Origin of the sequence: Aeromonas sp. Lyrl_2, assembly GCF_051948815.1 — a bacterium.
Classification (GTDB): domain Bacteria; phylum Pseudomonadota; class Gammaproteobacteria; order Enterobacterales; family Aeromonadaceae; genus Aeromonas; species Aeromonas veronii.
Map to the genome: position 1 here is coordinate 111,724 of NZ_JAYJLJ010000008.1, position 20,228 is coordinate 131,951.

The window sequence follows — 20,228 nt, forward strand, 5'->3', positions numbered from 1 at the left end:
TCGTCGTCATGACCCTCTCTCTGCGCGGCAAGCTGCTGGCCACCAGTCTTGGCGTAGTGCTGCTGATGGCATCACTGCTCGGCATCGTTGCCTTTCACACCCTAAAATCCCGCACCATGAGCGCCATCCAGAGCGAGGCGGTCAACTATGGCCACGCCTACTCGGTCGCCATCGGCGACTGGATGACGGATCGCAAGAACACCGTCCATGCGCTGGTCAACCTGATCAGCGATAACCCCCAAGCCGAGCTGGTGCCGCACCTGAAGCAGGCCTACACCTCGGGCGGCTTCGGGCTCACCTATTTTGGCTCCGCGCAGGGGGTGATGACCCGGCAGGACCCCTCCCTCAACACCGGCAACTATGACCCACGCGAGCGCCCCTGGTATCAGGATGCGGTGAAGGCGGGGCAGCTGATCGTCACCGCCCCCTATGTCAGCGTCACCATGCAGAAGCTGGTGGTCACCCTCTCCGAGCCGGTACGCCATCAGGGCGAGCTGGTCGGCGCCGTGGGGGCCAACCTGGCGCTCGACAAGCTGATCGACGAAGTGCTGGCGATGAAGGTGCAGGGTGAAGGCTATGCCATGCTGCTCGACAGCAGCGGCCTCATTGTCGGCCATCCGCAGAAGGATCTGGCGCTCAAGCCCATCGCCGAGCTGGCGCCGGGACTCTCGGCCGCCACCTTCCAGCAGTGGGGCCGCGAAAACAGCGAGCTGCACGCCGCCACCCTCGACGGGCGCGACGTGCTGCTGGCGGTACAACCGGTACTGGGCACCGACTGGCTGCTGGCCATGGTGATGTATCGCGATGTGCTGGAGGCGCCGCTCAGCAGCCTGCTGTGGGAGCTGGTGGGGTTGACGCTGGTGCTGATGCTGGTATTCAGCGCTCTGCTTACCGCCACCTTCAAATACCTGTTCGCCGATCTCGGTCGGGTCGCGCACGCTCTGCACGACATTGCCCACGGCGAGGGGGATCTCACCGTTCACATCAACACCCATAGCAAGGATGAGGTGGGCCAGCTGGCCCAGAACTTCAACCAGTTTGTGGCGCGGCTGCACGGCATCGTCAGCCGGTTGCGGGATGTGACTGTCGAGCTGGCGGCACAGTCCCGTGCCCAGGCGGCCGGGGCGCAGGCCCGTAGTCAGCGGGTACGCCAGCAGCAGGATGAGATCGTGATGGTGGCGACCGCGGTGACCGAGATGGCTTCCGCTACCCAGGAGATCGCCGGCAACGCCGAGTTTGCCGCCACTACCGCCACCGATGCGGTCGCACTGGCGGTCGCTGGTCAATCCCAGGTTGGCCAGAGTCAGCGCAGCATTACCGGTCTGGCGGACGAAGTGGCCGATGCCAGCCAGATCATCAACGAGCTCGACAGCCATGCCCAGAAGATCAGCGGCATTCTGGCGACCATCAGCGGCATCGCCGAGCAGACCAACCTGCTGGCGCTCAACGCCGCCATCGAGGCGGCCCGGGCCGGTGAGCAGGGCCGAGGCTTCGCGGTAGTGGCGGACGAGGTGCGGGTGCTGTCGCGCCGTACCCACGACTCCACCGACGAGATCCAGCAGATGATCGAGACCCTGCAGCAGACCACCCGTCGCGCCGTGGGTGGCATGGAGACCAGCCGTCAGCTGGCAGGTACCAGTGTCGAGGATGCGGAAGCGGCCAACCAGAGCCTTGCTCGGATCAACGAAGCGATCGGCTCCATCAGCGACATGGCGACCCAGATCGCCGCAGCGGCCGAGGAGCAGACTTCGGTCACCGGCGAGATCAGCCGCAATACCGAGAATATCCGCCACGTCTCGCAAGAGCTGGCCGAGCAGGCGGGCAACGAGGCGGCGCAGGCGGCCGAACTCAAGTCGCTGACCGAGCGGCTGGAGCAGGAGATCGGCCGCTTCCGGCTCTGACATCCCGCCACGCCAGCAACAGAAAGGGCAGCCCGCGGGCTGCCCTTTGTTATTTTACGGCTGGCTTAAGGGGTCTGTTTGACCCAAATCAGCTGGTCGGTGGCAAAGCCCAGCGACTTCGCCTTGGCGACCAGCGCATCCACCTTCGCCTTGGGCGGGTTGGGTGAGCGGGCGAGGATCCAGAGGTAGTCGTGGTTGTAGCTGGTCACCAGCGAGAGCTGGTAATCGGGGTCGAGGTCGATGACGTTGTAGCCGCCGTAGAAGGGGCCGAAGAAGCTCACCTTGAGCCGCGCCTCGTCAGGACTATCGACGAAGTAGGCCTTGCCCTCGGCTTCGCGCCAGCTGCCATCGCTCTGCTTGCCGCGGTTGAGCACCTTGACGCCGCCATCATCCCGCAGGCTGTAGGTGGCGCTCACCTGCTCCAGCCCCCGCTCGAAGCTGTGGTCGAGGCGGGCGATTTCGTACCAGGTGCCAAGATAACGGTCGAGCTGGAAGCCGGTAACGGGGCGAATGCCGTCGGCAATCCCGGTACAGGCCGTCAGCAGCAAAGCGGTGAACAGGCAAAGCAATGAACGCATAAGTAATCCCTCTCTTGTTATCCCTCAATGATGCGCAGCTGGCCATCCCGGAAGCGGGAGGCCTGATCCGTCGGCGTGCTGCCGAAGAAGCGCTTGTACTCCCGACTGAACTGGGAGTTGCTCTCGTAACCGACTCTGGCCGCCGCGGTGCCCGCTTTGATGCCGTCATGCAGCATCATCATCCGCGCCTTGTGCAGGCGAAATGACTTGATGTACTGCAGCGGCGAGGTGGCAGTGACCGCCTTGAAGTGGTGGTGAAAGGCGGAGACGCTCATGTTCACCTCCCGCGCCAGCTCCTCCATGGTGAGGTTGTCAGCATAACGGGACTCTATCATACGCAGCACCCGGGCGATCTGGCCCACATGGTTGTGGCGATTGGCGAGCGCCTGCAGCGCCGGGCCGCCCCCCTCGGTGAGGGCGTGGAACAGCATTTCCCGCACCGTCTGAGGCCCCAGCACCCTGGCGTGCAACGGGTTATCCATCAGCTCGATCAGTCGCTCGGCGGCGCAGAACATGGTTTCCGACAGGGGGACCGAGTGGACACCGCTCTTTTGTGGCGCGGGGGCGGGCAAGGCATCGCCCAGCTCCAGCAGCAGCTCTTGCAGGGTGACCAGATCGATCTCGATGGTAAAACCGATAAGCGGCTGCTCGGGGGAGGCGAAGCACTCGCACTCGCAGGGCAGCGGCAGGGTCATCAGCAGATAGTGGTTGGGGTCGTAGCGAAACACCTGATCCGCCAGATAACCCACCTTGTGTCCCTGCAGGATAACGATCATCCGCGGTTGGTAGAGCACCGGGGTGCGGCCATGGTGCTCGGTGGTATAGATGAGGTTGACCTGTTTCACCGGTGATGGGGTGATGCCGGGTGCAGTGACGTGGCGGGTCAATCTGGCGGCGAGGTCGCTGTAACGGTTTTGCATGGGTGCTCTTTGATTCGACTGTTCCGGTTTTCGCTGCTTTGTAGAAATAGGCAAGAATCAAGCAGGATGTTGTCTTGATGGTAGGGTGGTTCTGGAGAAAAATGCAATCACGATTTCGCGGCCTGGCCGCCCTGACTATCAGAAGAAGGCAATGTCGATGAACAACTTTACTCTCCATACCCCGACCAAAATCCTGTTCGGCCAAGGGCAGATCGCCCAGCTGCGCGAGCAGCTTCCGAGCGGCGCCCGCGTCATGATCACCTACGGTGGCGGCAGCGTGGTACGCAGCGGCTTGCTGGAGCAGATCCGCAACGAGCTGGCCGGTATGACCCTGTTTGAATTTGGCGGCATCGAGCCGAACCCGGCCTACGAGACCCTGATGGGGGCCGTGGAGCTGGCCCGTGCCGAGCGGGTCGACTTCCTGCTCGCCGTTGGCGGTGGCTCCGTGCTCGATGGCACCAAGTTTATCGCCGCTGCCGCGCACTACGATCCGGCCAAGGATCCCTGGCACATTCTCGAAACCGTCGGCAGCGAAGTGCGTTCCGCCATCCCGCTTGGTTCGGTGCTGACCCTGCCGGCGACCGGTTCCGAAATGAACATGGGCGCCGTCATCACCCGTCGCAGCAGTGGCGACAAGGTGCACTTCTTCTCGCCGTTCGTGATGCCGCGCTTCGCCGTGCTGGATCCGGTGCTCACCTACACCCTGCCCGAGCGTCAGGTGGCGAACGGGGTGGTGGATGCCTTTGTTCATATCGTTGAGCAGTACCTCACCTATCCGGTCAATGCCAAGGTGCAGGATCGCTTCGCTGAAGGCTTGCTGCTGACCCTGATCGAAGATGGCCCCAAGGCGCTGGCCGAGCCGCACAACTACGAGGTGCGCGCCAACATCATGTGGAGCGCCACCATGGCGTTGAACGGCCTGATCGGTGCCGGTGTGCCGCAGGATTGGGCGACCCACATGCTGGGTCACGAGCTGACTGCCCTGCACGGCCTCGACCACGCCCAGACTCTGGCAGCCGTGCTGCCTGCCCTGCTGCAGGCCAAGCGCAAACAGAAACATGCCAAGCTGCTGCAATACGCAGAGCGGGTGTGGGGTCTGCACAGCGGCAGCGAAGCGGAGCGCATCGACGATGCCATCGCCGCGACCCGTGACTTCTTCGAGCGGATGGGGGTCAAGACCCGACTGCGTGACTACGGTCTGAAAGATCTGGGTATCGACACCCTGATCGGCAAGCTGGGTGAGCACGGCATGAGCCGTCTGGGCGAGCACGGCGATATCGATCTGGTGCAGAGCCAGCATATTTATGAAGCGGCCTGGTAAGGGCCGCCAATCGGCGCCAAACGGGCGAAACGATTGAATTGCCGGGGCCCTCTCCCGCCATCTGGCGGCTGAGCGGCCCCGCTTTTGTTGGGAAAATGTTACTTTTCGGCGTTTCGCTGCGAGAAGTGCGACGAAAGCGGATTTCGTAAGAACAAAAAACGCTAAGATAGAGGGCCGGTAAAACATTTTTTTTGACTGGTTGGATCACTTTTTTCAGCCGTTTTTACTGGTATAAGCCTCTAATTTGGTTTGTTTTTTTTAATCGTAGCCAGGGATGGGCTGAATTCTGTACGAGTGCCGTCGGGACTGCGGTTGTAATAAAACTCCAAAATTTGATACTAATCATCTTCGCGCCTGAAAAGCGGGGGCCTGACCATGACAGGAGGTTGAGGTAAAGCCTACTGATTTTCATAACAAAGAGCCCTGGACCTGCACTTTGGTCATGTCTTGTTTCGCCAGAAGTGAGACACTGGGCAGCGATTGTTTATTAACCATCAGGGAATAGTCATGCAGATTGGAATACCGAGAGAGAGTCTCGCCGGTGAGACCCGGGTCGCAGCGACCCCGGCTACCGTCGAGCAGCTGAAAAAGCTCGGCTTCGAGGTCGCCATCGAGACCGGCGCAGGCCTGTCGGCCAGCTTCGATGATGCCGCCTTCGAGGCTGCCGGTGCCAGCGTGGTGCCGAATGTCTGGCAAGCCGACCTTATCTTCAAGGTCAATGCGCCGACCGATGCCGAGATCGCACAAATTAAAGATGGCGCCACTCTGGTGAGCTTCATCTGGCCTGCCCAGAACCCTGAGCTGGTCAAGAAGCTGTCCGAGCGCAACATCAATGTGATGGCGATGGATATGGTGCCGCGGATCTCCCGTGCCCAGTCCCTCGATGCCCTCTCCTCCATGGCCAACATCGGTGGCTATCGTGCCGTGGTTGAAGCTGCGCACCAGTTCGGTCGCTTCTTCACCGGCCAAATCACTGCTGCCGGTAAAGTGCCGCCTGCCAAGGTACTGGTGATCGGTGCCGGCGTAGCCGGTCTGGCTGCCATCGGTACGGCCGGTTCCCTCGGTGCCATCGTGCGTGCCTTCGATACCCGTCTGGAAGTGGCCGAGCAGATCGAATCCATGGGTGGGGAATTCCTCAAGCTGGACTTCGGTGGCGAAGACGGCGCATCCAGCGATGGTTACGCCAAAGTCATGTCCGATGAGTTCATCAAGGCCGAGATGGAGCTGTTCGCCCAGCAGGCCAAAGAGGTGGACATCATCATCACCACTGCCCTGATCCCGGGCAAACCGGCTCCCAAGCTGATCACCAAAGAGATGGTCGACAGCATGAAGCCGGGCTCCGTCATCGTGGACATGGCCGCTCAGGCTGGCGGTAACTGTGAATACACAGTGCCGGGCGAACTGCATGTCACCGACAACGGCGTCAAGGTGATCGGTTACACCGATCTGCCGGGTCGCCTGCCTGCCCAATCCTCCCAGCTCTACGGTACCAACCTGGTCAACCTGATGAAGCTGATGTGCAAGGAGAAGGACGGCAACGTTGCCATCGACTTCGAAGACGTGGTTCAGCGTAACATGACGGTGATCCAGGCCGGTGAAGTGACCTTCCCGCCGCCCGCCATCTCCGTCTCTGCCGCTCCGCAGAAACCGGCCGCCGCCAAACCGGCCGCCAAGAAGGAAGAGGCCAAGCCTTCCAACAAGAAGTTCGTGTTCGGTGCCCTCGGCATCGCCGCCTTCGGCTGGATCGCCTCCGTTGCCCCGGCAGCCTTCCTCTCCCACTTCACCGTATTCATCCTGGCCTGTGTGGTCGGTTACTACGTGGTGTGGAACGTCTCTCACGCCCTGCACACGCCGCTGATGTCGGTCACCAATGCCATCTCCGGCATTATCGTGGTCGGTGCCCTGCTGCAGATCGGGCAAGGGTCGACTCTGGTTACCGCATTGGCCTTCATCGCCGTGCTGATTGCCAGTATCAACATCTTCGGCGGTTTCACCGTCACTCAGCGCATGCTGAAGATGTTCCGTAAGGATTAAGGGGGTTTAACGTGTCTCAAGGACTGGTAACAGCATCCTATATCGTTGCCGCCGTGCTCTTCATCCTCAGTCTCGCGGGACTGTCGAAGCAAGAAACGGCCAAGCATGGCAACCTGTTCGGTATCGCGGGTATGGCTATCGCCCTACTCGCCACCGTATTCAACCCGGAGACCAGTGGCGTTCACTGGATCATCCTGGCCATGGTGATTGGCGGTGCCATCGGCGTGCGTCTGGCACTCAAGGTCGAGATGACCGAGATGCCCGAGCTGGTGGCCGTGCTGCACAGCTTCGTGGGTATGGCGGCAGTGCTGGTGGGCTTCAACAGCTTCATCGATCTGCACCCCTCTGCACCTGCTGAGGTGGTCGTCTCCGTCGGTTCCAACCTGGATGCCACTCTGGCAGCCGCTCGTGCGGCGTTCGAGCAGGCCAACAGCGTTGCTCAGGTCGAGCACCTGACCGGCGCCATGCTGAACATCCACCTGGTCGAGATCTTCCTGGGCGTCTTCATCGGTGCCGTAACCTTTACCGGTTCCGTGGTTGCCTTCGGCAAACTGCGCGGTCTGATCTCCTCCAAGCCGCTGATGCTGCCACACCGCCACAAGCTGAACCTGCTGGCCGTGGTCGCTTCTCTGGCGCTGATGGTCTACTTCGTCAACGCGGGCGGCTCTACCTTCGCCCTGCTGGTGATGACCCTGATCGCCTTCGCCTTCGGCTGGCACCTGGTTGCCTCCATCGGTGGTGCAGACATGCCGGTGGTGGTCTCCATGCTGAACTCCTACTCCGGTTGGGCGGCGGCGGCGGCGGGCTTCATGCTCTCCAACGACCTGCTGATCGTCACCGGTGCCCTGGTGGGCTCCTCCGGTGCGATCCTCTCTTACATCATGTGTAAGGCGATGAACCGCTCCTTCATCTCCGTGATCGCCGGTGGCTTCGGCTCCGATGGCGTGGCCTCCACGGCTGATCAGGAGATGGGCGAATACCGCGAAACCAGCGCCGAGGAAGTGGCTGACCTGCTGAAAAACTCCAGCTCCGTCATCATCACCCCGGGCTACGGCATGGCGGTGGCGCAGGCCCAGTATCCGGTGGCTGAAATCACCCAGAAGCTGCGTGATCGCGGCGTCAAGGTGCGCTTCGGTATCCACCCGGTTGCCGGTCGTCTGCCTGGCCACATGAACGTGCTGCTGGCGGAAGCGAAAGTCCCGTATGACATCGTTCTGGAAATGGACGAGATCAACGACGACTTCGCCGATACCGACACCGTGCTGGTGATTGGTGCCAACGACACCGTTAACCCAGCCGCGATGGAAGATCCGGGCAGCCCGATCGCCGGTATGCCGGTACTGGAAGTGTGGAAAGCGCAGAACGTCATCGGCTTCAAGCGTTCCATGAATACTGGCTACGCCGGTGTCCAGAACCCGCTGTTCTTCAAGGAAAATACCCAGATGCTGTTTGGCGATGCCAAGGCCAGCGTCGAGGCAATCCTGAAAGCACTGTAAGTGCCATTCAGAGAGTGAATATCAAGGAGGCTTCGGCCTCCTTTTTTATTGCCCATCCCTTGTATATCCTCAATCCATACGGACCATGAGGGATCTCCATGATGTGGTGTCAGGGTTGGCGAAGGATCGGGTTGTACGGCTGGCTGCTGGCCTCCCTGTTTGGTACTGGTTCGGCAGTGGCGGCGGACGAGCCGCCGACTCTGACGCTGCTGACCGAGCTGTGGCCCCCTTATGTGATGCGTGGTGACAATGGCGAGCTGGCCGGCGCCGATCTCGATCTGGCCTGTACCGTGTTGCGCCAGATGGGTTATCGCACTGAAATCAGGGTGCTGCCCTGGAAGCGGGTTCTGCAGCAGGCCCGTCTCAAGCAGGGGGATGCGGTAGTCGACGTATTCTTTGAACCTTCCCGCCAGCACTGGCTTCACTATCCCGAAGAGCCGCTCTCTTACAGCGGTGAAGTGCTCTTCTATCCATCGGCTCGGCCGGTGGATTTCAAGCAGCTCTCCGACCTCAAGGGTCTGCGGATAGGTATTCAGGAAGATTATGCCTACAGCCCCGATTTTCTGACCGATCCCGGGGTGATCCGGATGCCGATGACGGGGGAGGGGAATGCCATCAAACAGCTGCATTTGATGATGGCCGGTCGGCTGGACGGGGTGGTGCTCAACGAGCGGGTCGGTCGCTACTTGCTGCATACCCAGGGGCTGCAAGATCAGGTGAACCACGGCTCGCGCCTGCTGACCGACGACAACCGCAACTTCCTCGCGTTTACCCACAAGCCCGGCCACGACCAGCTGGCTATCCGCTTCTCCTCTGCCCTCAAGGCGTTCAAACAGACCCCTGCCTACAAGCAACTGCTGGCCCGCTATCACCTCTGAGTTGCCGCCCTGCTGTGCGCCGCTTCACAATTTGTCGCACTTTGTTAAAAGGTGGGCATAATGGCGAACAAAAAGGGGATGCCGCTCAACATTAGTTGATCTTGTTGATAGTAGAATCAACTGCGGTTTACTCAGAGTTACTCATATATGTCCACAGCAGCCACCACTGACCAGATCAATTCGTTAACGGATGAAGAACGTCATCTGATCGCCAGTTTCGAGCCCGCAGTCGATGCGCTGGCCGCGCTGTTTGGCGCAGGGTGCGAGGTGGTGTTGCATGCGTTCGATACGCTGGATGCATCGGTCATCAAGATTGCCAACGGCCATGTCACCGGTCGTCGGGAGGGGGCGCCGGTCACCGACTTTGCCCTCAACCGCTTGCAGGGGGAGGCGGGCAGCCAGTGGAGCAGCTACTTCAGACGTACCCGCGACGGGACGCTGATGAAGTCCTCCTCCATCACCATCAGCAACCGGCAGGGCAAGCCCATCGGCATGCTCTGCGTGAACTTCAGTCTGGATACCTCCCTTGGCAGCCTGCTCGATACTTTTGCGTTGCCAGCGGCACCAGCGCCGCTCAACAACGAGACTTTTGCCAGCTCGGTGGACGATCTGGTGACCCAGGTGATTGAGAAGGTGGATCGGGACGATTCGCTCTCCTGCACGGTGCGCAACAAGGAGATAGTGACCCGGCTCTTCGACATGGGGATCTTCGAGATCAAGGAGGCGGCCCAGCTGGTTGCCCGGATGCTCGGTATCTCCCGTCATACTGTTTATCTGCATATCCGCAACCACAAGGCGGATCTGAACAAGCAATAACTGCCTGCGGGCACCCTGAACATGAGAAACACTGCGATGAAAGCACAATGGACCGACTTTATTACCCTGCTCAAGCGTGAAGTGGTGCCGGCCCTGGGCTGTACCGAGCCGATGTCGGTGGCGCTGGCAGCGGCCAACTGCCGCAAGTTGCTGGGGGAGACCCCGACCCGCATCAGCGTTTGGGTCAGTGGCAATCTGTTCAAGAACGGCATGGGGGTCGGAGTACCGGGCACCGGCATGATCGGCCTGCCGGTGGCCGCTGCGGTCGGCATCACAGGGGGTAATCCCGATGCCGGGCTGGAGGTGCTCAAGACCCTCACACCAGAACAAGTGGAAGCGGCCAAGGTGTTGCTGCCGGTCATCAAGGTGGATGTGAAGGATGTACCGGATGTGCTCTACGCCGAGGTGCTGGCCGAAGTGAGGGGTCATAGTGCCCGGGTGGTGATCTGCACCGACCACACCCGCATCATCCTGATGGAGAAGGATGGCGAGGTGCTGATGGAGCAGGCCAGTGCCCCCGGCGTGCAGATCCAGCCAGCCAAATCCGCCAAACCGGCCATGACCCTGCGGGAGATCGTCGATTTTGCATTGGAAGTGCCGCTGGCGGAGATCGACTTTATCCGCGAGGCCGCCACCATGAATCAGGCGCTGGCGGACGAAGGGTTACAGGGCTACGGCCTGAAGATCGGCAAGATCCTCACCGAGCAGGTGGAGCGCAAGCTGCTCTCCGATGACCTGATGACCCTGGCGATGCGCCTCTCCTCCGCTGCCTCCGATGCGCGGATGGATGGCGCCATGCTGCCCGCCATGTCCAACTCCGGTTCCGGCAATCAGGGCATTGCCGCCACCATGCCGGTGGTCGCGGCCGCCCGCTTCCTCAAGGCGAGCGACGAGCAGCTGACCCGGGCACTGGTGATGAGCCATCTGGTGGCCATCTACATCAAGACCTATCAGAACAAGTTGTCGGCCCTCTGCGCCGCCAGTACCGCCGCTATGGGGGCCGGTGCCGCCATCACCTGGCTGCTGGGCGGCCAGTATCAGCAGATCAGCCACTGCATCAACAACATGATTGGCGATGTCTCCGGCATCATCTGCGACGGCGCGGGCAGCGCCTGCTCCATGAAGGTCTCCACTTCCACCTCGGCGGCGGTTAAGTCTTCGCTGATGGCTATCAACAACCTGCATGTCCCCCAGAGCGAGGGGATCGTCTCCGACGATGTGGACCAGACCATCGCCAATCTGGGCCGCCTCTCGAAAGAGGGGATGCTGGATACCGACATCGAAATCATCAACATCATGCGAGCGAAACAGCAGAAGCAGTGAATCTGTGACAAGGGGGCGATAGACCCCCTTGTTCTTGTCACGACGGCGCAGACCGTCTGACACGGTTGCCAGGGCAAGCATGGCGCTTGCTCTTGTTTCTCGGGCGCAAGCCCGCTTTTTGGGGAGTCATACCATGACATTTAGCGTTATCGGCAATCTGGCCATCGCCGCCATCTTGCTGTTCTTTCTCTACCGGTTACAGGAAAAACATGTGAGCTTCACCCGCCGGGTATTTGCCGGTCTGGGGCTCGGTATTCTGTTCGGCGCCGCGTTGCAACTGCTTTACGGCGCAGGTTCGCCCGTCATTGTTCAGACCATCGACTATCTGGATATCGTGGGTAGCGGCTATGTGAAGCTGCTGCAGATGATCATCATCCCGCTCATCATGGTCTCCATCATCAGCGCTATCTTGAAGCTCAATGGCGGCACCGCGCTGGGCAAGATCAGCGCCATGACCATAGGCGTGTTGATCTTCACCACCGCCATCGCCGCCGGGGCGGGCATCCTGATGTCCAACCTGTTTGGCCTGACTGCTGAAGGGCTCACCTCCGGTGCCGCCGAGAGCGCCCGTGGCGCTGCGCTGCAGACCACCCTCGGTAGCGTAGAGAGCATGTCGTTCGCCAAGATGATGCTGGAGTTCATTCCCGCCAACCCCTTCCTCGACATGACCGGGGCGCGCAAGACCTCCACCATCGCCGTGGTGATCTTCTCCATCTTCATTGGCCTCTCCGCTACCGGCATCGCCCGCAAGAAGCCGGAGATCTTCGCCAGCTTCAGCCACTTCGTTGCCGTGGCGCATGCCATCGTAATGCGGATGGTGACTCTGGTGCTGCGCCTGACCCCGTTCGGCGTGCTGGCGCTGATGACCAAGGTGGTCTCCGGTTCCAACTATGCTGACATCCTCAACCTGCTCAGCTTTGTGATGGCCTCTTACGGCGCCATCGCCATCATGTTTGTCGTGCACCTGCTGCTGGTGAGCATGGTCGGCATCAACCCGCTGCGCTTTCTCAAGAAGATCACTCCGGTGCTGGCGTTTGCCTTCACCTCGCGCACCAGTGCGGGCTCCATCCCGATGAACGTGCAGACCCAGACCAAGTCGCTGGGTATTCCTGAGGGGATCGCCAACTTCGCCGCCTCCTTCGGTTCCACCATCGGCCAGAACGGCTGTGCCGGTATCTATCCGGCCATGCTGGCCGTGATGATTGCCCCGACCGTTGGGGTCAACCCGATGGATCCCGGCTTCATCATGACCCTGATCGCCATCATCACCGTCAGCTCCTTCGGGGTGGCCGGCATTGGCGGCGGCGCCACCTTTGCCGCGCTGATCGTGCTCTCCGCACTGGACTTCCCGGTGGCGCTGGCCGGTCTGCTCATCTCTATCGAGCCGCTGATCGACATGGGCCGTACCGCGCTGAACGTCTCCGGCTCCATCACCGCAGGGACGGTCACCAGCCGCCTGATGGGCGAGACCGACATGCATGTGTTCAACAGCGATCACGAAGTGAGTCTGGACGGCGAAGAGTCCACCGTCTGATTTGCGTCGGTTGATCTGCCCGTGGAAAGGGGTGACCCTTTCCCGTCATAGACCACAGGGAGGGCATGCCCTCCCTGTGCCATTGAGAGGAAAAACTATGAGAATTCTGATCATCGGTGGCGAAGCCGCCGGTATGAGTGCGGCGGCCAAGGCACGCCGTCTGGCCAAAGATGCCGACATCGTGGTGTATGAGGCCTCCGAAGTGATCTCTTTCGGTGCTTGCGGCCTGCCTTACTTCGTCGGTGACGAGTTTCAGGAGCCCGGTTACATGGCCGAGTTCACCCCCGAGCAGTTCGCCGCCAAGGGGATCGAGGTCAAGATTGGCCATCGGGTGCTGAGCGTCGATGCGGTAGCCCAGACTCTGGTGGTGGAGCACAACGGCGACACCTTCACCGATCGCTACGATCGGCTGATGATCGCCACCGGTGCCCGCGAAGTGATGCCCCCCATCCCCGGTTTGCTGCAGCAAGGGGTATTCGGTCTGCGCCGGATGGCCGACGGGCTGGCGCTCAAAGCTGCGGTGCAAGACAAGCATAATCGCCGCGCTGTGGTGATCGGCTCCGGCTTTATCGGGCTGGAGGTGGTCGAGGCGCTGGTCCATCAGGGCAAAGAGGTGCGTCTCATCGAGCTGGCGGAGCGGGTCATCCCCGACGCGTTTGATGGCGAGATCACCCAGCACATTGAAACCGAACTGTGCGAGCAGGGGGTCTCTCTCCATCTGGGTGAGCGAGTTGAAGCACTGCTGGGGGATGGTCGGGTGACCGGCGTGCGAACCAGCCATGGCGAGTACGAGGCCGATATTGTGGTGGTTTGCACCGGGGTCAAGCCCAACACCGAGTTTCTGGCCGACACCGGCATCGAGCGGCTCGGCAATGGTGCTATCAAGGTGGACCGTCAGGGGCGCAGCTCGCTGGCCAACGTCTGGTCAGCCGGTGACTGTGCCAGCGTCTGGCACAGCGTGAAGCAGCAGCAGGTCTATGTGCCGCTCGCCACCATCGCCAACAAGCTGGGGCGCATGGTGGGCGAGAACCTGGCCGGGGCCGAGCAGGAGTTCCCGGGTACCCTCGGTTCTGCGGCGCTCAAGGTGCTGGGGCTGGAGGCGGGCCGTACCGGCCTCTCCGAGCAGGAAGCCAAGGCGATGGGTATCGACTATCGCACCGTGGTGATCAAGGACAAGTGCCACACCAACTACTGCCCGGGTCAGTCCGACATCCACGTCAAGCTGGTCTACGAGGCGGGCAGCAAACGGCTGCTGGGTGGTCAGATCCTCGGTCGCAAGGGGGCGGTCCACCGCATCGACGCGCTGGCAGTGGCCATCACCATGGGGGTGACCACCGAGCAGCTCGGCATGCTGGACTTTGCTTACGCGCCGCCCTTCTCCCGTACCTGGGATGCCCTGAACGTGGCGGGTAATGTCGCGAAGTAAGCGTTGCGATGACGGACGGCGCTGGGAAGGCGCCGTTACGTTGCCCCAGCTCTGCAGAGCAATCTGCGGGTAACAGCTGAGGGTAAATTGCAGCGATAAAAAAACCGATGCCAAGGCATCGGTTTTTTGTTACCGGTTTATCCGTATCACTCAGCCACGGCCGAGGCGGTTCTCCGGGTAGTTCTTGGCCAGCACTTCGCGGGCATGCTTGGCCAACTGCGGCATCTTCAGAGCGTCGTAAGACTCGACCATGATCTCCAGCGCCTTCTCGGTTTCGGCTGTGTCGGGGTAGGTTTCGACGATCAGCTTGGCCCGGTTGGCGGCAGCGACCAGTGCATCACGCTTCACGTAATACTCGGCCACGCTCAGGTCATATCGGGCCAGACGATTCTTCAGGCCAATCATGCGGGCGCGGGCATCGGCGGCATAGACGCTGTTGGGGTAGTTCTGCAACAGGGTCTTGAAATCCTGGAATGCCTGACGGGCATAAGCCGGGTCTTTGTCGTCACGACCGATGCCGAACAGGCTCTGGAAGAAATTGTAATCCGCCGCCATGTTGGTCAGGCCGCGCATATAGAAGACGTAATCGATATTTTTATGCGCCGGATTGAGGCGGATAAAACGGTCGATATTGGCGATCGCCTGAGCGGTATCATCCTGCTTGTAGTAGGCATAGATGAGGTCAAGCTGCACCTGGTTGGAGTAGGCACCGAACGGGTAGCGAGAGTCCAAAGCCTCCAGCAATTCAGTGGCTTGCACGTAATTGCCAACGTCCAGTTTGAGGCGTGCTTTCTGGTACAGGGTCTCCGGCGGTTCGTCGGGTACCTTGGGTTTGGTGCTGGAACAGCCTGTGATCAAGGTAGCGACCAAGGCGAGCGACATCAGCAGGTGAGACTTCTTTCCCATCAACAACATCCGGTCCATTTCCACGAAATTGGCAAAGTATCCGTTATGCTTGGCTAAAAGAAAAGCTAGAATACCCGGATTATTTCGAATTGATACCCCCCGCTCAAGAGACCATACATGAGCCAGCATATTGAACTGACAGGCGAATTCCAGGATCACCAATTCGGGCAGCGACTCGACCAGGCCCTGGCCGAATTGTTTCCAGACTACTCCCGCACCCGCATCAAGGAGTGGATTTTACAGGACAGAGTGACCCTGGACGGTCAGGTTGCCAACACCCCGCGCGAGAAGATTCTGGCCGGGCAGCAGGTGCATGTGAATGTCGAGCTGGAAGATGATACTCGCTGGGATGCCCAGGATATCGAGCTCAACATCGTTTATGAAGATGAACACATTCTGGTGATCGACAAACCGGCCGGTCTGGTGGTTCACCCGGGCGCAGGTACGCCGGATGGCACCATCCTCAACGCCCTGCTGCACCGCTACCCCGGCATTGCCGAGGTGCCCCGCGCCGGTATCGTGCACCGTCTGGATAAAGACACCACAGGTTTGATGGTGGTTGCCAAAACCGTACCCGCCCAGACCCATCTGGTGGAAGCGTTGCAGGCGCGCCAGATCACCCGTGAGTACGAAGCGATCGCCATCGGTCACATGACCGCAGGTGGCACCGTCGATGCGCCCATCGGCCGTCACCCGACCCAGCGTACCCATATGGCCGTGGTGCCCAATGGCCGCCCCTCCGTGACCCACTACCGAGTTCACGAGAAGTTCCGTGGTCACACCCGCCTGCGTCTGCGTCTGGAGACCGGCCGTACCCACCAGATCCGTGTCCACATGGCTCACATCAAACACCCGCTGGTGGGTGATCCCGCTTACGGTGGCCGTCTGCGCCCGCTGCGCAACGCGACCCCCGAGCTGACCCAGGCACTGCGTAACTTCAACCGTCAGGCGCTGCATGCCACCATGCTGCAACTGGCTCACCCCATCACGGGGGAAGTGATGCAGTGGCACTCAGCTACACCGCAAGACATGGTGGAGCTGATGGAAGTGCTGCGCGCGGATACTCTCGCCAATCCGGATGATTTAGTCTGGAATTGATGGGCTGAAAGAGGTGCTGCAGTCAAGGGCACCCTCGCCAAGCCGGACGATCTGGTCTGGAACTGATGTGATAGGGCCTGCTGCGTCGGTTTCTGGCGTCATCCGGCCCGAATAGATGCCAATCGGGGTTCCCTTGCAGGAGCCCCGTTTTTATATCGGTGAATTGAAGGAGTCACAGATGAAATGGATCGAACCCGACTGGCCAGCCCCGGCGTGTGTCAGGGCGTTGTCGACCACCCGGGATGGCGGCGTCAGTGAAGGGGTCTTTGCCGGTCTCAATCTGGGCGCCCACGTGGATGACGAACCGGCGCGAGTCGAGGCCAATCGCGCCCGCTTGCAGCAGGTGGCCGCCATCCCGGGGCCCCTCAACTGGCTCAATCAGGTGCACGGCACCGTGGTTCATCCGGTCAGCAGCCATTATCAGCAAGCACCGGATGCCGATGCCGCCTGCGCCCATGAGGCGGAGCTGGCCTGCATCGTGATGACTGCGGACTGTCTGCCGGTGCTGTTCTGCGATCGGGCCGGTACCGTGGTGGCCGCCGCCCACGCAGGCTGGCGTGGACTGAAAGAGGGCGTGCTGGAGGCGAGCATCGTCGCCATGGGCTGCGAGCCGGGCGAGCTCCTGGCCTGGATGGGCCCGGCCATTGGCCCTACCGCATTTGAAGTGGGGGGAGAGGTGCGCGAGGCCTTTATGGCTGAGCAGGCTGAAGCAGAAGCGGCGTTCGTCCCTTCGTCCAACGACGGCAAATGGTTGGCGGATATCTACCAGCTGGCGCGGTTGCGCCTTGCCCGCGCTGGCGTCACCGCCGTCTATGGTGGTGAATACTGCACCTTCAGCGATAGCGAGCAGTTCTACTCTTATCGTCGCGACGGCCAGACCGGCCGTATGGCCTCTCTCATCTGGTTGGCCCGCTAAGCAATCACCCGCCAACTAATACCCCGTCTCTCTCAAGAACAGATCCGTATGAGAGAGGCGGGGATCCTGCCCCATTCCCTCTTTGCAGAAAAAATAACCAGTCACAGCCCTTGAAATAGCCCGTACGGGCCTCATCTTTCATCTCAGAAAGTTATGTTGTTTGCCGCGCAAGCGGCGTCTGCCTGTTTGAAGGGGGAGTGCAATGCGCCTCGATCGCCTTACCAGCAAATTCCAGATTGCTATTTCCGATGCCCAGTCTCTTGCGCTGGGTCGTGACCACCAATTCATCGAACCCGTTCACCTGATGACCGCACTGGTCAATCAGGATGGCGGCTCCATCCGTCCGTTGCTCACCCTGACCGGGATGGATATCAACGCCCTGCGCTCCCGTCTCGGTGAGGAGCTGGATCGCCTGCCGCGCGTCAGCGGCGTGGAAGGGGACGTGCAGCTCTCCAACGGCCTCGGCCGCCTGCTCAACGTCTGCGACAAACTGGCCCAGCAGCGCAAGGATCAGTTCATCTCCTCCGAACTGTTCGTGCTGGCTGCCCTCGACGACAAGGGAACGCTGGGTGAGCTGCTGCGCGCCCAGGGGCTGACCAAGGAAAAACTCGAAGCGGCCATCGACAAGGTGCGTGGCGGCAAGAAGGTGGAAGATGCCAACGCCGAGGAGAACCGTCAGGCGCTGGAGAAGTACACCATCGATCTGACCGAGCGGGCCGAAATCGGCAAGCTCGACCCGGTGATCGGCCGTGATGACGAGATCCGCCGCACCATCCAGGTGCTGCAACGCCGTACCAAGAACAACCCTGTGCTGATCGGTGCTCCCGGTGTCGGTAAAACCGCCATCGTGGAGGGGCTGGCCCAGCGCATCATCAACGGCGAAGTGCCGGAAGGGCTCAAGAACAAGCGGGTGCTGTCGCTGGACATGGGGGCGCTGGTGGCCGGAGCCAAGTATCGCGGCGAGTTTGAAGAGCGGCTCAAGGCTGTACTGACCGATCTCGCCAAGGAGGAGGGCAATGTCATCCTCTTTATCGACGAGTTGCACACCATGGTCGGCGCCGGCAAGGGCGAAGGGGCCATGGACGCGGGCAACATGCTGAAACCTGCGCTGGCCCGTGGCGACCTGCACTGCGTCGGTGCCACCACCCTGGATGAGTACCGTCAGTACATCGAGAAAGATGCAGCGCTTGAGCGTCGCTTCCAGAAGGTGCTGGTAGAAGAGCCGAGCGTGGAAGACACCATCGCCATCCTGCGCGGCCTGAAAGAGCGTTACGAGCTGCACCACCATGTGCAGATCACCGACCCCGCCATCGTGGCGGCGGCCCAGCTGTCGCACCGCTATATCGCGGATCGCCAGTTGCCGGACAAGGCTATCGACCTTATCGACGAGGCGGCAGCCAGCATCCGGTTGCAGATCGACTCCAAGCCCGAGGCGCTCGATCGTCTCGAGCGGCGCATCATCCAGCTCAAGCTGGAGCAGCAGGCGCTGATGAAGGAGGACGATGACGCCAGCCGCAAGCGTCTGGAGCTGATCAATCAGGAGATTGGTGAGAAGGATCGGGAATACAACGAGCTGGACGAAGTGTGGAAGGCCGAGAAGGCCGCCCTTGCCGGCACCCAGCATATCAAGGCTGCGCTGGAGCAGGCCCGTCAGGATCTCGATGTGGCGCGCCGCGCAGGCGACCTGGGCCGGATGTCCGAGCTGCAGTACGGCCGCATTCCGGAGCTGGAGAAACAGCTGGATCTCGCCACTCAGGCCGAGATGCAGGAGACCAGTCTGCTGCGCAACCGGGTCACCGACGTGGAGATTGCAGACGTGCTGGCCCGCTGGACCGGTATTCCGGTCGCCCGCATGCTGGAAGGGGAGCGCGACAAGCTGCTGCGGATGGAAGATCAGCTGCACAGCCGGGTGATTGGTCAGGAGGAGGCGGTCGATGCGGTCTCCAACGCCATTCGTCGCTCCCGTGCCGGTCTCTCCGACCCGAATCGCCCCATCGGCTCCTTCCTGTTCCTGGGGCCCACCGGGGTGGGCAAGACCGAGCTGTGCAAGGCGCTGGCGGAGTTCCTGTTCGATACCCAGGATGCCATGGTGCGGATCGATATGTCCGAGTTCATGGAGAAACACAGCGTGGCCCGTCTGGTGGGGGCGCCTCCCGGATACGTGGGTTATGAAGAGGGTGGTTATCTGACCGAGGCTGTGCGCCGTCGTCCCTACTCGGTGATCCTGCTGGACGAGGTGGAGAAAGCGCATCCGGATGTGTTCAACATCCTGTTGCAGGTGCTTGATGATGGCCGCCTGACCGATGGTCAGGGTCGCACCGTCGATTTCCGTAACTCGGTGGTGATCATGACCTCCAACCTCGGGTCGGATCTGATTCAGGAGCACCACTCCGAGAAGGATTACGACGAGATGAAGGCCATGCTGATGGATGTGCTGACCCGCAGTTTCCGGCCGGAGTTTATCAACCGGATCGACGAGACGGTGGTGTTCCATCCGCTCGGCGAGGATCACATCAAGTCCATTGCCCGGATCCAGCTCAAGAGCCTGATGGGCCGTCTCGAGGCTCAGGGTTACGAGGTGGAGGTGAGCGAAGCGCTGCTCGAGAAGCTGGTGCATGCCGGGTTCGACCCCGTCTACGGGGCGCGGCCTCTCAAACGGGCGATCCAGCAGAAGGTGGAGAACCCGCTGGCGCAGGCGCTGCTCTCCGGTCGCATCGTTCCGGGCAAAAAACTGGTGCTGGGGGCCGACAGCAACGGCCTGACCATGACCCAGTAACTAGTCTCGTATCTATGTTTGCAACGCCAGCCCTCAGGCTGGCGTTGCCATATCTGGGCGATGGAAAATAAAAAAACGGCAATCCGAAGATTGCCGGGAGGAATGTAGTGAAGCGACCTGACGTGGGTTGAGCGGGTCGCAGGGGCAAGCCCCCGATTTCGAAACAAAGCCGCTAACGGCCTTGCGTCTTACAGCCTGCCGGGGATGCGCTCGCTCAACCCCGACGGCCACTTGCCTGTTGCCATGCCGACTGTGATGGTGCCGGCATGGCCTTCATTCGTTACAGCATGCCTTGCACGGCAGCT

The 20,228-nt window shown here is 61.0% G+C and carries 15 protein-coding genes; 12 read left to right on the top strand and 3 right to left on the bottom strand.

What is annotated here, in order from left to right; genetic code table 11:
- Positions 1 to 8: 8 nt before the first annotated feature.
- Positions 9 to 1,901, top strand: coding sequence for a methyl-accepting chemotaxis protein (locus VF684_RS09195; protein WP_139730920.1), 1,893 nt, complete (start codon positions 9 to 11; stop codon positions 1,899 to 1,901).
- Between the two features lie 65 nt (positions 1,902 to 1,966).
- On the opposite strand, the gene VF684_RS09200 is transcribed toward VF684_RS09195, so the two are convergent.
- Both VF684_RS09200 and VF684_RS09205 read right to left on the bottom strand, forming a co-directional pair.
- Complete coding sequence (locus VF684_RS09200; RefSeq protein WP_139441155.1) at positions 1,967 to 2,479, bottom strand: lipocalin family protein; 513 nt, start codon at positions 2,477 to 2,479, stop codon at positions 1,967 to 1,969.
- Between the two features lie 17 nt (positions 2,480 to 2,496).
- Complete coding sequence (locus VF684_RS09205; protein ID WP_019446575.1) at positions 2,497 to 3,399, bottom strand: AraC family transcriptional regulator; 903 nt, start codon at positions 3,397 to 3,399, stop codon at positions 2,497 to 2,499.
- A 157-nt stretch (positions 3,400 to 3,556) separates the two neighbouring features.
- Here VF684_RS09205 and yqhD point away from each other — a divergent pair, with 157 nt between their 5' ends.
- From yqhD to VF684_RS09245, 8 genes are all read left to right on the top strand, one after another.
- A complete protein-coding gene (yqhD, locus tag VF684_RS09210) occupies positions 3,557 to 4,720 on the top strand; it encodes an alcohol dehydrogenase (RefSeq protein WP_376899231.1) in 1,164 nt (387 codons plus the stop codon).
- 507 nt (positions 4,721 to 5,227) lie between these two features.
- Positions 5,228 to 6,754 (top strand): Re/Si-specific NAD(P)(+) transhydrogenase subunit alpha, encoded by a 1,527-nt coding sequence (gene pntA / locus VF684_RS09215; RefSeq protein ID WP_019446577.1) that lies wholly within the window; start codon positions 5,228 to 5,230, stop codon positions 6,752 to 6,754.
- A gap of 11 nt (positions 6,755 to 6,765) precedes the next feature.
- Complete coding sequence (pntB, locus tag VF684_RS09220; RefSeq protein ID WP_005339759.1) at positions 6,766 to 8,250, top strand: Re/Si-specific NAD(P)(+) transhydrogenase subunit beta; 1,485 nt, start codon at positions 6,766 to 6,768, stop codon at positions 8,248 to 8,250.
- A 98-nt stretch (positions 8,251 to 8,348) separates the two neighbouring features.
- Positions 8,349 to 9,128, top strand: a complete 780-nt coding sequence (locus VF684_RS09225; protein ID WP_323918165.1) for a substrate-binding periplasmic protein — start codon at positions 8,349 to 8,351, stop codon at positions 9,126 to 9,128.
- Between the two features lie 147 nt (positions 9,129 to 9,275).
- Positions 9,276 to 9,944 carry a helix-turn-helix transcriptional regulator gene (locus tag VF684_RS09230; RefSeq protein ID WP_376899228.1) on the top strand — a complete coding sequence of 223 codons (669 nt, stop codon included), beginning with the start codon at positions 9,276 to 9,278 and terminating at the stop codon, positions 9,942 to 9,944.
- A gap of 21 nt (positions 9,945 to 9,965) precedes the next feature.
- The gene (locus tag VF684_RS09235) at positions 9,966 to 11,267 is read left to right on the top strand and encodes an L-cysteine desulfidase family protein (protein WP_376899226.1); all 1,302 of its coding nucleotides are present in this window, start codon (positions 9,966 to 9,968) and stop codon (positions 11,265 to 11,267) included.
- A gap of 133 nt (positions 11,268 to 11,400) precedes the next feature.
- A complete protein-coding gene (locus VF684_RS09240; RefSeq protein ID WP_005341918.1) occupies positions 11,401 to 12,801 on the top strand; it encodes an L-cystine transporter in 1,401 nt (466 codons plus the stop codon).
- Positions 12,802 to 12,898: 97 nt separating this feature from the next.
- Entirely contained in the window at positions 12,899 to 14,227 is a 1,329-nt protein-coding gene (locus VF684_RS09245; RefSeq protein WP_376899224.1) for a CoA-disulfide reductase, read from the top strand.
- 150 nt (positions 14,228 to 14,377) lie between these two features.
- On the opposite strand, the gene VF684_RS09250 is transcribed toward VF684_RS09245, so the two are convergent.
- Positions 14,378 to 15,133, bottom strand: a complete 756-nt coding sequence (locus VF684_RS09250) for an outer membrane protein assembly factor BamD (RefSeq protein WP_005339769.1) — start codon at positions 15,131 to 15,133, stop codon at positions 14,378 to 14,380.
- Positions 15,134 to 15,250: 117 nt separating this feature from the next.
- On the opposite strand from VF684_RS09250, the gene rluD reads away from it, so the two are divergent.
- The 3 genes from rluD to clpB all read left to right on the top strand — a co-directional run bounded on the left by rluD (position 15,251) and on the right by clpB (position 19,923).
- A complete protein-coding gene (gene rluD, locus VF684_RS09255; protein ID WP_005339771.1) occupies positions 15,251 to 16,231 on the top strand; it encodes a 23S rRNA pseudouridine(1911/1915/1917) synthase RluD in 981 nt (326 codons plus the stop codon).
- A 178-nt stretch (positions 16,232 to 16,409) separates the two neighbouring features.
- Entirely contained in the window at positions 16,410 to 17,147 is a 738-nt protein-coding gene (gene pgeF / locus VF684_RS09260) for a peptidoglycan editing factor PgeF (protein ID WP_139441162.1), read from the top strand.
- Between the two features lie 202 nt (positions 17,148 to 17,349).
- On the top strand, positions 17,350 to 19,923 hold the full coding sequence (gene clpB / locus VF684_RS09265) for an ATP-dependent chaperone ClpB (protein WP_005339779.1): 2,574 nt from the start codon (positions 17,350 to 17,352) through the stop codon (positions 19,921 to 19,923).
- Positions 19,924 to 20,228 lie beyond the last annotated feature (305 nt).